Origin of the sequence: Hylemonella gracilis ATCC 19624 (assembly GCF_000211835.1) — a bacterium.
Classification (GTDB): Bacteria; Pseudomonadota; Gammaproteobacteria; order Burkholderiales; family Burkholderiaceae_C; genus Hylemonella; species Hylemonella gracilis.
The window spans coordinates 13,813-27,769 of the sequence record NZ_AEGR01000093.1 but is presented as its reverse complement, the minus strand read 5'-3'; the positions used below and the strand labels follow the sequence as shown (position 1 = coordinate 27,769).

15 protein-coding genes are annotated in these 13,957 nt (G+C 62.8%); 9 read left to right on the top strand and 6 right to left on the bottom strand.

Annotated elements, in window-relative coordinates:
- Window positions 1–7: 7 nt before the first annotated feature.
- Window positions 8–562, top strand: coding sequence for a recombination regulator RecX (gene recX / locus HGR_RS14190; protein ID WP_006299004.1), 555 nt, complete (start codon window positions 8–10; stop codon window positions 560–562).
- Here recX and argC read toward each other — a convergent pair.
- Window positions 551–1,492, bottom strand: coding sequence for an N-acetyl-gamma-glutamyl-phosphate reductase (argC, locus tag HGR_RS14185; protein WP_006299003.1), 942 nt, complete (start codon window positions 1,490–1,492; stop codon window positions 551–553). The genes recX and argC overlap by 12 nt on opposite strands.
- Window positions 1,493–1,722: 230 nt before the next feature.
- Between argC and sucC the strand changes: the two genes are divergently transcribed.
- From sucC to HGR_RS14155, 6 genes are all read left to right on the top strand, one after another.
- A complete protein-coding gene (sucC, locus tag HGR_RS14180) occupies window positions 1,723–2,883 on the top strand; it encodes an ADP-forming succinate--CoA ligase subunit beta (protein ID WP_006299002.1) in 1,161 nt (386 codons plus the stop codon).
- 28 nt (window positions 2,884–2,911) lie between these two features.
- Window positions 2,912–3,805 (top strand): succinate--CoA ligase subunit alpha, encoded by an 894-nt coding sequence (sucD, locus tag HGR_RS14175; RefSeq protein ID WP_006299001.1) that lies wholly within the window; start codon window positions 2,912–2,914, stop codon window positions 3,803–3,805.
- Between the two features lie 134 nt (window positions 3,806–3,939).
- Window positions 3,940–4,620, top strand: coding sequence for a TerC family protein (locus HGR_RS14170; RefSeq protein ID WP_006299000.1), 681 nt, complete (start codon window positions 3,940–3,942; stop codon window positions 4,618–4,620).
- A gap of 238 nt (window positions 4,621–4,858) precedes the next feature.
- A complete protein-coding gene (locus HGR_RS14165; protein WP_006298999.1) occupies window positions 4,859–5,638 on the top strand; it encodes a Stp1/IreP family PP2C-type Ser/Thr phosphatase in 780 nt (259 codons plus the stop codon).
- 199 nt (window positions 5,639–5,837) lie between these two features.
- Window positions 5,838–6,683, top strand: coding sequence for a 3',5'-cyclic-nucleotide phosphodiesterase (locus HGR_RS14160; RefSeq protein ID WP_006298998.1), 846 nt, complete (start codon window positions 5,838–5,840; stop codon window positions 6,681–6,683).
- Between the two features lie 248 nt (window positions 6,684–6,931).
- Entirely contained in the window at window positions 6,932–7,411 is a 480-nt protein-coding gene (locus tag HGR_RS14155) for a pilin (protein WP_006298997.1), read from the top strand.
- Window positions 7,412–7,485: 74 nt separating this feature from the next.
- Here HGR_RS14155 and moaC read toward each other — a convergent pair whose 3' ends face one another.
- Complete coding sequence (moaC, locus tag HGR_RS14150; protein WP_006298996.1) at window positions 7,486–7,968, bottom strand: cyclic pyranopterin monophosphate synthase MoaC; 483 nt, start codon at window positions 7,966–7,968, stop codon at window positions 7,486–7,488.
- A 48-nt stretch (window positions 7,969–8,016) separates the two neighbouring features.
- On the opposite strand from moaC, the gene HGR_RS14145 reads away from it, so the two are divergent.
- On the top strand, window positions 8,017–9,594 hold the full coding sequence (locus tag HGR_RS14145) for a M48 family metalloprotease (protein WP_039853719.1): 1,578 nt from the start codon (window positions 8,017–8,019) through the stop codon (window positions 9,592–9,594).
- 77 nt (window positions 9,595–9,671) lie between these two features.
- Here the strand turns inward: HGR_RS14145 and HGR_RS14140 are convergent, their stop codons facing one another.
- Together HGR_RS14140 and HGR_RS14135 are read right to left on the bottom strand one after the other, a co-directional pair.
- On the bottom strand, window positions 9,672–10,130 hold the full coding sequence (locus tag HGR_RS14140; RefSeq protein WP_006298994.1) for a hypothetical protein: 459 nt from the start codon (window positions 10,128–10,130) through the stop codon (window positions 9,672–9,674).
- A gap of 78 nt (window positions 10,131–10,208) precedes the next feature.
- A complete protein-coding gene (locus HGR_RS14135) occupies window positions 10,209–10,964 on the bottom strand; it encodes a TerC family protein (RefSeq protein ID WP_006298993.1) in 756 nt (251 codons plus the stop codon).
- Window positions 10,965–11,349: 385 nt separating this feature from the next.
- Between HGR_RS14135 and HGR_RS14130 the strand changes: the two genes are divergently transcribed.
- Complete coding sequence (locus HGR_RS14130) at window positions 11,350–11,805, top strand: DUF3717 domain-containing protein (protein ID WP_006298992.1); 456 nt, start codon at window positions 11,350–11,352, stop codon at window positions 11,803–11,805.
- 50 nt (window positions 11,806–11,855) lie between these two features.
- On the opposite strand, the gene HGR_RS14125 is transcribed toward HGR_RS14130, so the two are convergent.
- Window positions 11,856–12,416, bottom strand: coding sequence for a YaeQ family protein (locus HGR_RS14125; RefSeq protein ID WP_006298991.1), 561 nt, complete (start codon window positions 12,414–12,416; stop codon window positions 11,856–11,858).
- A gap of 138 nt (window positions 12,417–12,554) precedes the next feature.
- Window positions 12,555–13,934 carry an adenylosuccinate lyase gene (gene purB / locus HGR_RS14120; RefSeq protein WP_006298990.1) on the bottom strand — a complete coding sequence of 460 codons (1,380 nt, stop codon included), beginning with the start codon at window positions 13,932–13,934 and terminating at the stop codon, window positions 12,555–12,557.
- Window positions 13,935–13,957 lie beyond the last annotated feature (23 nt).

Genomic DNA, 13,957 nt, shown 5'->3' with positions numbered 1-13,957 from the left:
TCCGCCCATGTCGGCTTCCGACAGGCCTGGTCTGTCCAACAGTCCAGAGCCCAGCCGCAAACCGGCCTTTCAGCCCAGCCTGAAGGGCCGGGCTTTGCGGTTGTTGAGCCAGCGTGAACACACCCGTCGAGAGTTGGAACGCAAGCTGGCGCGCTTCGAGGAAGAGCCCGGCACCTTGGCCCAGGCGCTGGACGAGTTGCAAGCACGGGGTTTTCTGGACGAACGCCGTGCCGCTGAATCCTTGGCGCACCGCCGTGCCAGTGCCTATGGCGCAGCGCGCCTGAGGCAGGAGATGCAGGACAAGGGGCTGGACCGCGCGCTCATCACCCAGACCTTGGCAGGCTTGCAAGACAGCGAGGAAGCGCGCGCTCGCCAAGTCTGGCAGCGTCGTTTTGACGCTATCCCCGTGGACGCCAAGGACCGCGCACGGCAAGGCCGATTTTTGCTGTCGCGGGGGTTTTCTGGAGACGTCGTGCGTCGCGTGCTCAGCATCCAGGTGCTAGAGCCGGAGGATCGAGAGCTCGGAAGTGAGTGCTTGGACGACCGGAACTCAAAGTCCTAGCATCAACTTCAGGTTCTGCACGGCAGCCCCGCTGGCGCCCTTGCCCAGGTTGTCGAAGCGCGCCACCAACACGGCTTGGCCCAGCACGTCGTTGCCGTAGACGCTGAGTTCCATCTGGTTCGTGTTGTTGAGCGCGGTGGGCTCGAGCCGGCCGCTCGTCTGGGGCGGCATGACACGCACCCATTCGCTGCCCGCGTAGTGGGCGCGCAGTGCTTCTTCCAATTGCTCGGCCTTGCGCACGCCCTTCATCAGATCGAACTGCAAGCCGATCTGGTCGATCATGCCCGCGTAATAGTTCGCCACGGCGGGCACGAAAATGGGCCGGCGCGTCAGGCCGGTGTAGCGCTGGAACTCGGGCAGATGTTTGTGCGTGAGGCCCAGGCCATAGACTTCCAACGGTGGAGCGGTCTTGGTGACTTCGTAGGCTTCGATCATGCTGCGGCCACCGCCCGAGTAACCCGAGTAGCCCGACAGCACGATGGGGTAGTCCGTCGGCAGCAGGCCCGCGTCGATCAGCGGGCGCAGCAGCGCGATCCCGCCTGTGGGATAGCAACCCGGATTGGCGACCCGTCGTGCCTGGGCCACCGCTCGCGCATGGTCGCGGGTCAGCTCGGGAAAGCCGTAAACCCAGCCGGGGGCCACGCGGTGCGCCGTCGAAGCGTCAATGATGCGCGGTCCCGTTTTTCCACCTAACTCGCCCGAAGTCTCCAGTGCATCGACCAGGGCCACCGTTTCCACGGCGGCTTCGTCGTGCAGGCAGAGGATGGCCAAGTCAGCCGTGGTCAGGATGTCGCGCTTGGCCGCGGGGTCCTTGCGGTGCTGGGGGGCGATGCTCAGCAGCTCGACCTGCGGCATGGCTTGCAGGCGCTCACGAATTTGCAAGCCCGTGGTACCGGCTTCGCCGTCAATGAAGACTTTTTTTCGGGTCATGGTGGCGGAATGGGAGTGACGAGCCCAGGCCGCGGTGGCCTGGCCTGCCAACGCGGGCGGCCGGGTGACGGCGCACCGACCTTGTGCAAGGCAACATGATACATTTCGGCGCTGCGTCTGAACCAGCGCGAACCGCTGGCCGTGCCCGCGCCTTGCGCAACGTTGACGGTGCGCCCTGTCCGGCCACCGGCTTCGGCAACCGATAGAAACCATTTCCTGAGAGAGCCCTCATGAAGATCCACGAATACCAAGGCAAGGAAATCTTGCGTCAGTTTGGTGTGCCTGTGCCGCGCGGCATTGCAGCCTTCACCGTTCAAGAAGCCGTTGAAGCTGCCCAGAAGCTGGGCGGCCCGGTTTGGGTTGTCAAGGCGCAAATCCACGCCGGTGGCCGTGGCAAGGGCGGCGGCGTCAAGGTCGCCAAGACGGTCGACGATGTGAAGACGCTGGCAGGCCAGATCCTGGGCATGCAGCTCAAGACCCACCAAACGGGTCCTGAGGGCCAGAAGGTGCGCCGCCTGTACATCGAAGAAGGCGCCGACATCCAGAAGGAATACTACCTGTCCGCCGTGACCGATCGCGGCACGCAGAAGGTGGCCTTCATCGCCTCCAGCGAAGGCGGCATGGACATCGAGGAAGTGGCGCACAGCACGCCCGAGAAGATCGTCACGATCTTCGTCGACCCGCTCGTGGGCTTCACCGAGGCCAACGGCAAGGAACTGGCCAAGGGCATCAACCTGCCCGCCGACTCCCTGTCGCAGTTCATCGACATCTGCCAGAAGCTCTACAAGTGCTACATGGACACGGACGCTTCCCTGGTCGAAATCAACCCGCTGAACCGCGACAGCAAGGGCAACATCGTCGCCCTGGACGCCAAGTTCAATTTTGATTCCAACGCCCTGTTCCGCCATCCCGAGATCGTTGCTTACCGCGATCTGGACGAGGAAGACGCGGCTGAAATCGAAGCCTCCAAGTTCGATCTGGCCTACATCAGCCTGGACGGCAATATCGGCTGCCTGGTCAACGGCGCCGGTCTGGCCATGGCGACCATGGACACCATCAAGCTGTTTGGTGGCGAGCCGGCCAACTTCCTGGACGTGGGCGGTGGCGCCACGCCCGAGAAGGTGACCGAAGCCTTCAAGATCATGCTCAAGAACCCCAAGGTCGAGGGCATCCTGGTCAACATCTTCGGCGGCATCATGAAGTGCGACACCATCGCCACCGGCGTGATCACGGCCAGCCGCGCCGTGAGCCTGAAGGTGCCGCTGGTCGTGCGCATGAAGGGCACGAACGAGGAACTGGGCAAGAAGATGCTGGCCGAAAGCGGCCTGCCCATCATCAGCGCCGACACCATGGCCGAGGCCGCGACCAAGATCGTCGCCGCCGTGAAGTAAGCCCAGACCAGACGCGAAGGAATCCATCATGTCGATTTACATCAACAAGAACACCAAGGTCATCACCCAGGGCATCACGGGCAAGACCGGTCAGTTCCATACCGAGAAGTGCCAGGAATACGCGAACGGCAAGAACTGCTTCGTCGCTGGCGTGAACCCGAAGAAGGCCGGTGAGTCCATCTTCAACATCCCGATCTACGCCTCCGTGAAGGAAGCCGCCAAGCAGACCGGCGCCACCGTGTCGGTGATCTACGTGCCCCCGGCGGGCGCCGCTGATGCGATCTGGGAGGCCGTCGAGGCCGACCTGGATCTGGCCATCTGCATCACCGAAGGCATTCCGGTGCGCGACATGCTGGTCGTGCGCAACAAAATGAAAGAAAAAGAGGCCAAGGGCGGCAAGAAGACCTTGCTGCTGGGCCCGAACTGCCCCGGCTTGATCACGCCCGATGAAATCAAGATCGGCATCATGCCGGGCCACATCCACAAGAAGGGTCGCGTGGGTGTCGTTTCCCGCTCGGGCACCCTGACCTATGAAGCCGTCGCGCAGCTGTCGGAACTCGGCATCGGTCAATCCAGCGCCGTGGGCATCGGCGGTGACCCGATCAACGGCTTGAAGCACATCGACGTGATGAAGGCGTTCAACGACGATCCGGACACCGACGCCGTCATCATGATTGGCGAGATCGGCGGCCCCGACGAAGCCGAGGCCGCACGCTGGTGCAAGGCCAACATGAAAAAGCCCATCGTCGGCTTCATCGCTGGCGTGACGGCGCCTCCCGGAAAGCGCATGGGCCACGCAGGCGCCCTGATCTCCGGCGGCGCCGACACGGCCGATGCCAAGCTGGCCATCATGGAAGAGTGCGGTTTCAAGGTCACGCGCAACCCCTCGGAAATGGGCAAGCTGCTCAAGGCCATGCTCTGAGTCGGCGGCGAGCGTTTTTCCTCTTGACTGCGGTCAAGAACTGACGTTTTCCTCTATACCTGGCCCGATGGTCCGCATGGATCATCGGGCTTCATTCCTTCTACTAGAAACCATAACAGCTAAGGAGTTTTTCGATGGAATTCTTGCAGGATGCCAACTTCTGGATCGGTCTGCTCAAGATCATCTGGATCAACATCATTCTGTCCGGCGACAACGCCGTGGTCATTGCCCTGGCCGCGCGTTCCCTGCCACCGCACCAGCAGAAACGGGCCATCCTGTTCGGCTCCGGCGCGGCGGTGGTGCTGCGCGTGGCGCTGACCGTCGTGGCGGCCAAGCTGCTGGAGCTGTCGTTCCTGCAGATCGTGGGCGGCGTGCTGCTGCTCTGGATCGGTGTCCAACTCTTGAGCGAGGACGAGGAAGACGAGGGCGAGGGCAAGCAGGTCGGTGGCCTGATGGCCGCCGTTCGCACCATCCTCATCGCTGACCTGGTGATGAGCTTGGATAACGTGATCGCCGTGGCGGCGGCGGCGCAGGGCAGCCTGGTGCTGCTGGTGTTGGGTCTCGCCATCAGCATTCCGCTGGTGGTGTTCGGCAGCTCGCTGATGATTCACCTGATGGAGCGCTTTCCCATCATCGTGACACTCGGTGCCGCCTTGATCGGATGGGTGGGCGGCGAGACCATCATGAATGACAACGTCCTCAAACCGATCCTCGCCGGTCAGCCCTGGCTGCATTACGCGGCGGCGGCACTGGGTGCGATTCTGGTCGTGCTACTGGGCAGAAGCTTGCAGAAACGCGGCCATACGGCAACTTGATTGCCTGACTCACCGAGTCTTGATCCAAAGCCATGCCCCGTCGGGCGTGGCTTTGTCGCTAATGCCGCGAGATCGGTGTGTGCAAATGCAAATTGCACGGCACAAAAGTGAGCTGGCTTGCGGGTCGCCCGGGGCTCTGCTAATGTCGGCGACATCGACCCGTTGAAGGGCGATGCAATGAGTCCCGCGGCACTTCACAAATGGGTAGGCGTCTGGCGTGGCGGAGAAATAACGAGCCATGGCAGCAAGCAGTTTGAGCTACAGGTTTTGCGCGCGTACCGACCAGGGCCGAGTGCGCGGCAATAACGAGGACGCCTTTGCCTTGGACGATGCGGCGGGGCTGGCAGTGCTGGCCGACGGCATGGGCGGGTACAACGCTGGGGAGGTGGCCAGCAGCATGGCCTGCGCCAATATCCAGCGCGATCTGAGCGGCTGGTTCCGTGCCGATGACGCGGGCAACCCCGTTACCTTGGACGACATCCGCCGTGTCTTGGAGCGCAGTGTCGCGCACGCCAACAGCGCGGTGTTGCAGGCGGCGCGTGAGCATTCTGAATACGCGGGGATGGGCACCACGCTGGTGGTGGGCGTCTTCCATGGCCGGGACCTGGTGCTAGGCCATATTGGGGATTCGCGCTGCTACCGTTTGCGGGAAGGCCAATTGACTCGTGTCACCCGTGACCATTCCCTGTTGCAGGAACAATTGGATGCGGGCCTCATCACGGCGGAACAAGCCGAGGTCTCCGTGCACCGAAACCTGGTGACCCGGGCCCTGGGCGTCGATCCCGCCGTCATGCTGGAAGTGCACACACATCCGGTCGAGGCTGAAGACATTTACCTGATGTGCTCTGACGGCCTGTCGGACATGTTGCGTGACACGGACATCGCCAAACTGTTGCGTTTGCCACTGAGCTTGGAGCTTCGTGCCGAAGCCTTGGTTGACATGGCCAATGACCGGGGTGGCCGCGACAACATCACGGTCCTGCTGGTTCATGCGCAAGGGCAACGGCCCACCTTGTGATTTTTCTCTCAACCCGGGGCTGTACCTGCGACGGGCGCATCACCGATCGGCTCAAGCCGGGTTATGCTGACAACATGTTTCGAGATGTTGCAGAAAAAAGCGGCTTCGGGCATGATCATGAGCGAACGGCCTTGGGTTTTTCTCCACAAGTTTCTGTTTCGGGCAATTCAAAAGCGGGCTGATGCTCGATGGAGCGAACATGAAGGTGCGGGTTTTGGGCTGTTCTGGCGCGATCGCGCGAGGTAGCCGCACCACTTCTTTCCTGATTGACACGGACATTCTGGTGGATGCTGGCACCGGGGTCGGCGACCTCACGGTTGGCGAGATGCTGCGCATCGACCATGTCTTCATCACCCATGCCCACCTGGACCACATCACGGCCTTGCCGCTGATGCTCGACGCCATGGGCGCGCGCCGGCGGCAACCGGTCATGGTGCATGCCTTGCCGCAGACCATCGAGGCGATGCGGGCGCACATCTTCAACAACCTGATCTGGCCCGACTTCAGCCGCATTCCCAGCGAGGCGGCGCCCTTCATGCGTTTCGCGCCCATTGAAACTGGCGAGGTCGTGGAGATCGGCGGCCGACGCATCGAGGCTTTGCCGGCTCAGCACACCGTGCCTGCTGTCGGTTACGCCGTGAGTGCCGATCCAGCCGTGCGCAAGGATGGCCAGGCGGCCACGTGGGTGTTCAGCGGTGACACGGGCCCCAACCCCGCGTTCTGGCAGCGGGTCAATCAGCTGGACGATGTGCGCATGCTGGTGATTGAAACAGCCTTCAGCCGTCGGGAAAGCAAGTTGGCGGAAATCAGCCAGCATCTCGCCCCCGACACTCTGGCGCAGGAGCTGGCTCAGATCGCTCCGGGCAAGGATTTCCCCATCTACATCACGCACACCAAGCCGACGGAGACAGTCCAGATCCTCGTGGAGTTGGGCGGGCTGCAGCGGGACAGCACGCAGAAATCCACGCCGCCTGGGGCCAAGGACCAGGGCGGCCGCTTGTACGAACTGCATGGCCTTCAAGCAGGCCAAGAGTTCGATTTGTAAGCCAGGCGTCCCAACCTGGCGCGAGGCCGCCCGCCAGGCCTCATCGAAAAAACCACATCCCTGAAATCAATCTGACCGGGGCGATTCCCGGTCTGGTTTGACGCGCGTCAAGCCTCTGCGCCGATGCGGGGCTGAACGCAGCGCTGCCCGTCGAAGTCTTGGGGTATTCTTCGCCGCGTTCATGGCGGCGCGGATCTGCGGCGCCAAGCTTTGCAAGACACATCACCATTGCTCAAGAAGGAGTATTCATGAAGCACGCTCTCCAAAAGGGGTTCACCCTGATCGAACTGATGATCGTCGTGGCGATCATCGGTATCCTGGCCGCCATCGCCCTGCCCTGGTATCAAGACTACGCGGTGCGGGCCAAGATGTCGGAAGCGGTGCTGGCAGCGTCGCAATGCCGCACGGCCGTGAGCGAGGTCTACCAGGCCAAGGCCGGTACCGCGTTGCCTGCGGGGGGGGGCTGGGGTTGCGAATCGGCGACTTCCACGACCCAGTACGTGCGCGGCGTGCAGACGGATGAAAAAGGCGCCGTCCAGGTCACCGTCCACAATATCTCCGCCGCGGTGGAAGACAAGACCGTCTTGCTCGTGCCCGAGGTGAGCGATGGCAAGATCGTGGGCTGGAAGTGCGGCCCTGGCACGGTGGACCCCAAATACCTGCCCGGTGCGTGCCGCGAAACTGGCCTGAAGGTGGGAACGCTCGCCCCTCAGTTGACCGACAACTGAGAGCTTGGCGACCCGTCCACGCCCTCGCCTTTCTGGGTTTCCATAAAGCGGGCTAGTGGCTGATGTCGCCGGGTTCAGGGAGCCGTGTAGCTGCCGGACTTTCCCCCGTGCTTTTCCAGTAGGCGCACATCGTGGATCTGCATCCCCCGGTCCACGGCCTTGCACATGTCATAAATCGTGAGCAGTGTGATCTGGGTTGCGGTCAATGCCTCCATTTCCACCCCCGTGGGGCCGATGGTTTCAGCGCTGACCGTGCACCGCACGGAGGAGATCGGACTGGCTGGCATCAGCTCAAACTCCACCGCGACCCGCGTCAGCGCAAGTGGATGACACAGGGGGATCAAGTCACTGGTTTTCTTCGCGGCCATGATGCCAGCGATGCGTGCCACGCCCAGCACGTCGCCTTTTTTCGCGTTGCCTGCTTCAATCAATGCCAGCGTGCTGGCCTGCATGTCGATGCGGCCGGTGGCCACCGCCAGGCGCCGCGTGGCGGGCTTGTCACCGACATCCACCATGTGCGCCTGTCCGCTGGCGTCGAAATGCGTCAAACCATTCATGGAAGGGGCTTTATCAAAACGTTACGTGGATCGCGCATCATACGGGCCATGAGATTTGCCGGATTGAAGCGCAAACTGCTGTGTGTGACGCTGGTGTTCAGCGTCGCGGCGATGGCGCAAGGCAGCCCGAATGCCTTGCCTGCATTGGGCGACGGTTTGGAGATGAGCACCGGCGCCGAACGGCAGCTGGGTGACCGCATCGCCCGTGAGTTGTACCGCAGCACCGCCTACGTCGACGATGCGATTCTGGGCGACTACGTGGAGGGCCTCTGGTGGCGCCTCATGGCCGCCGCGCGCGTTCGAGGGGAGCTGACGCCTGACATGGACGCGCAGTACGCCTGGGCGATCATGCTGGGGCGCGATCGCAGCGTCAACGCTTTTGCCTTGCCAGGCGGTTACATGGGCGTCCACCTGGGGTTGATTGCTTCGGTGGACGACGCCGATGAGCTGGCCTCGGTACTGGCGCACGAACTCAGTCACATCACGCAGCGTCACATCGCACGCATGATCAGCCGCCAAGGGCAGCAGGCTCCTTGGATGATCGCCGCGATGATCCTGGGTATTCTGGCTGCGGCGTCGAGTCCGGATGCGGCTGGGGCCCTGATCGTGGGCGGACAAGCCGCCAGCGTGCAGGGGCAGTTGAATTTCTCGCGCGACATGGAGCGTGAGGCGGATCGCGTCGGATATGGCGTGATGACCCAGGCGGGTTTCAACGGTCAGGGTTTCGCCAGCATGTTCCAGAAACTGCTGCAAGCGAATCGGCATAACGACACGGGTGCTTTTCCGTACCTGCGCAGCCACCCCTTGACGACCGAACGGATCGCCGACATGCAGGCCCGGCAACAGCTGCAGGCTGGTGCTGCCCAGGCCAAAGACGGCGATACGGCGGTCGCGCATGCCATGCTGGCGGCGCGCGCGCGCGTGCTGGCCGATACCTCGGTCGATTCGCTGCGCGCGGCGGTGACGCAAGCCGAGACAGAGCTCTCGGGGACCATCACCACGCCGCTCCAGTCCTCTGCACGTCGCGCGGGACTGCTCTATGCGGCCGCGTGGGCCGCTGGAGAATTGCGCGACCCACAAACAGCGCAAAAGATGTGGGCACGCTTGCAGGCCGTCGCCTCCACCCAGCCACAGAGCGCTTACCAAGTGCGTTTGCTGGGCGCGGAGCTGGCACTGTCTGCTGGAGAGGCGGGCCGCGCCATGGCTCTGCTGGATCAGCCGACTGCAGCGTCAAATCACCTTGGGGTCGATGAAACCAAGGATAAAAAACCGCGTGCTGAGACCCTGTTGCGCATGCGCGCGCTGACGATGGCGGGACAGAGCGGTGCGGCGCGTGCTGCGCAAACCCTGCAAGTCTGGCTGGCTGAACGCCCGCGCGATGCCCAGGCGTGGCAGCTGCTGTCGGCGGCTTCCACGGCGCAAGGGCAAACGCTGCGCGCGATTCGTGCAGATGCCGAGGCCTATGCCTCGCGTTTTGACTACGCCGCCGCACGCGACAGGTATGCCGCTGCGCAGGACCTGATCAAGCGCGGCACGGCCGGGAACGACTACATCGAGGCATCGATCATCGAGACCCGCAGCAAGCAGGTAGACGCCCTGCTGCGCGAACAGATGCGCGAGCGATGAAATGAAAAAAGGCGGCCGAAGGCACGGTTCCGCAAACCCATGCCCCCAAGCCGCCGCCTGAGCAACTTGGCCCGGCTTTACTCGCTCGCCAGTACCAGGAACGCCGCCATGCCAGCGACTGCGCCGGGCACAGTCCAGCGCGAGTCCTGTCCCTGAGGCTGATCCGGCGTGACGGGCTGCAAATCCTGACCGAACTTGGGACGGCGCGCATCCAGCACGCGAGCGGTTCCATACTTCAGCTGCAGTTCTTGCGTCATCTCCAACAGGGGCCCGCTGGACAGCAAGGTGATGACCTTGTCGCCGCGGACATGCAGTCGAGGGGTGATGAGCTTGAACAGCTTGTCAGACCATTTGTTGCGCCAGTTCTCACGCGCTGTGTGGTTCACCCACTTGTTGATGTGGCGCGACATGCGGGGCGGGCACGCCACCAGGATCCACTGAGCCGGCTGGCGGGCGCCCGATGCTTCGTTCAGCATCGGCGCCAGCTGATGCAGCGCGTATTCAGCATCGTCCACGTACGCAATGATGTTGTCCATGATTTGCTCCTTGTGTTAACGAGGGACGGGGGAAACTACCTGGGTGATTCTTGATCGCGTGATTCACGACATGCGTGGTCAAGCGGTGTGGCTGCTTGGCTTGCCGGACGCGGTGTGCGCAACCTGTCCGCCGCGGCGAGCAGCAAAGTACTTGCCGATCACCAGCACCAGCAGCGCGCCGGCGATGCTCGCGCCATATTTCAGGACATCCGACTGCGGCAGCTTGAACACCCATTGCCATTTGTCGGGGTTGGCGAAGGCGGGGTCGGTCACCAGCATGCCGCCCGCGATCCAGCCAAGCAGCATGCCGCCGGCCGTGATGATGGCGGGGAAACGCTCCATCAACTTGATGACGAGCTGGCTGCCCCAGACGATGATCGGGATCGAGATCAACAAGCCGAGGACGACCAGCAGCAAGGAGTGGTCCCCCGCGTTCTGCGCCGCACCCGCGATGGCGATCACGTTGTCCACGCTCATCACCAAGTCCGCGACGACGATGGTCTTGATGGCGGCGAATAGCCTGTCGCTGGCGGCGATGTCGCCATGGCCTTCCTCATCCGGTGCCAGCAGCTTGACGCCAATCCAGACCAGCAACAGAGCGCCGGCGAACTTGAGGAAAGGCAAATTCAGCAAGGTCATCGCGAAGGCGATCAGGATGACCCGCAGGATGATGGCACCCGCCGTGCCCCAGATGATGCCCTTGGTGCGCTGGGCGGGTGGCAGCCGACGGCAGGCCAACGCGATGACGACGGCGTTGTCGCCGCCGAGCAGGATGTCAATGATGATGATCTGGCCCAGTGCGACCCAGAATGCAGGTGATGACAGAAACTCCATGAGGGACTCCGTGTTGTAGTTCGATTTACAACCTGGGCGGTTCCGTCGATGGAGGAAGGACCCGCCCTACCCGGTGGACCGGATAGTGCCGAGAACGCGCACGCTTCGACGAAACCTGACTCAGGTTCCAATCGAAGGTCTTGCTCGGCGTGGAGTCATGAAGAATGTGCCCAACAAGCCGGAAGTCATGCTTCGTAATGACGACTTGTTGATATCAGCCGCGACGACGTCATTTTTGACGCCTCCCTGTGCCAGGGCTGATGGGAGCTACTCCCCTTCGTGGCCGCATTAGACCACGGATTGATGCGGCCCCACAAGCGGCCCCGGTATGATGGAAAACTCTGCCTTTTCTAGCGCTCCGTTCCCTCTTACCAAGCTACGCCCCATGGCTGGCATCCACATTACCGACATTGAAGCGGCCATCAATTACTGGCGCGAACGCGAACCCGCGTCCGATGGCGTGACTCTATCCCCGCCGTTGCGCGCCTTGGCCGAGGTGTATGCCCTCATGGTGTTTTTTCACGAGCAGGAAGCCGATGAGCTCAGCATGCCAGGGCCCGCGATGGAGGCTTGGTTGGCTTGGTATGACAGCACGCCCGACACCCCTTGCATCGCCATCTGTTCCACCAGCCAGGGGGACTCCGTTTGCAAAGGATGCGGCCGTACTTTCGACGAGGTGCAGCACTGGACGCACCTGCGTCCGGCGGAGAAACGGGAAACCTGGCGACGCATCACGCAATTGGGCGAAGCATGGCGTTTCAACCGCTATGCGGAACGCGCGCGGGGCGAACAGGTCCAAGCGCGCCTGTTCGATGATGCCGACCCAGCCTCTGGGGCTTGAGGCCAGTTCCTGACACCGCGTCTCGGCAGCGCGGCGTTCGTCGGGTGTCGCTATTTCCAGCGCTCAGGCTCCACGTCGACTTGCCGCGCGCTGTTGCCCAGCATCAGCATGCCCTCCTGCAGCGTTGCTTGAAGTTGCATGCTGCGTTCGGCCAAGGCCGCCAGTTCCTGGGCGGCTGCGGTCGGGATGCGCCAGACCTGCAGCTTGTCCAGGCGTGTGAGTTTGTTCTCGATGCCGCGCCACCAGACTTCAGCCGCATGGCCATAGGCATAGACCAGCACCGCATCGGCTCGGCTGCAGGCCTTGGAGAGCGGTTTGTCCTCGGGCTGGCCGACTTCGACCCAAACCCGCGTCCGTTCGGTGTAGTCCCTCAGCCAAACGTCCGGCTCATCCGGGTCGGACAGGCCCGCGCCGAAAGACAGCGTGCCATCGCCTTGGCAGTCGGTCTGCAGGCGATGTGCTTGCAGCGCGAGCGCGACCAGGCGCGCCATCATCCGTTCATCGGTCTCGCTGGGATGGCGCGCCAACGTGAGTGCATGGTCCGCGTAGTAACCATGGTCGATATCGGCGATCTGCAGGTTCGCCTTGTAGATGGTGGATTTCTGCGCCATGAGTGGAGGTCTGGGGAAGGATTTGCGGAAGCACTCGCGGATCTGGCCTGACCAGGCCACTGCGTGCGTCCAGAGCCGGCGGGACTCGGGACGTGGTGTGTGACGGCCCGTGGCGACTGTGGGTCAAGAAGAAGCAGGTCAGGCCCGTTTGGCCAATTCCGCAGCCTTGCCGGTGTAGGCGCCCGGGGTCAGTGCCATGAGGCGCTGCTTGTCAGCTTCTGGGATCTCCAGGCTCTGAATCAATGCGTGCAGATCGGCCGCAGTGACGGTCTGGCCCCGCGTCGCCGCCTTGAGTTTTTCGTACGCGCCTTGCACGCCGTAACGCCGCATCACGGTCTGAATGGGCTCTGCCAGCACTTCCCACGCAGCGTCCAAGTCCGCCGCCAGAGCTTCGCGGTTCAGTTCCAATTTGCCCAGACCCACGGCCAGCGAGTGATACGCCAACACCGCGTAGCCGATGGCCACGCCCATGTTGCGCAGCACCGTGCTGTCGGTCAGATCACGTTGCCAGCGGCTGACGGGCAGCTTTTCGCTCAAGTGCCGCAGCAGCGCATTCGACAGGCCCAGATTGCCCTCGGCGTTTTCGAAGTCGATGGGATTGACCTTGTGCGGCATGGTCGAGGAGCCAACCTCGCCCGCCTTGAGTCGCTGCTTGAAGTAGCCCAGGGACACATAGCCCCACACGTCGCGCGAGAAATCAACCAGGATGGTGTTGGCCCGCGCCACGGCGTCGAACAGCTCGGCCATGTAATCGTGCGGTTCGATCTGGATGCTGTAGGGCTGGAACTTCAGGCCCAGGCCCAGGGGCTCGGGTGTCTCCACGACTTTTTTCGCGAAGGCTTCCCAGTCGAACTCCGGCCAGGCCGCGAGATGCGCGTTGTAGTTGCCGACGGCACCGTTCATCTTGCCCAGGATCTTGACCCCCGCGATGCGGTCGCAAGCGCCTTGCAAGCGCACGACCACGTTGGCCAGTTCCTTGCCCACCGTGGTCGGGCTGGCGCTCTGACCATGGGTGCGGCTGAGCATGGGGACTTCGGCGTAGGCATGGGCCATGTCGCGCAGCTTCAGCAGCAGCTTGTCCAACGCCGGCAGCAACACCGTGTCGCGCGCGCTGCGCAGCTGCAGGGCATGGCTGGTGTTGTTGATGTCCTCGCTGGTGCAGGCGAAATGCACGAATTCGCTGGCTTTTTGCAGTTCAGGGCGGGCTTCGAAACGGGACTTGATCCAGTACTCCACCGCCTTGACATCGTGATTGGTGGTCTTCTCGATTTCCTTGATGGCCTCTCCATCCGCCTCGGAGAAATTCTTCACCAGGTTGAGCAGGTAAGTGCGCGCGCCGGGAGATAGGGGCGGAAATTCTTTCAGACCAGCGTCGCTCAGAGCGATGAACCAGGCCACCTCCACCTGCACCCGGCGATGCATGTAACCTTGCTCGCTCATCAAGGGACGCAGTGGCGCCAGCCGGGACGCGTAGCGTCCGTCCAGCGGGGAGAGGGCCGAAATCGAGGAAAACGTCATGGACGGAATTGTAGAGGGCGACC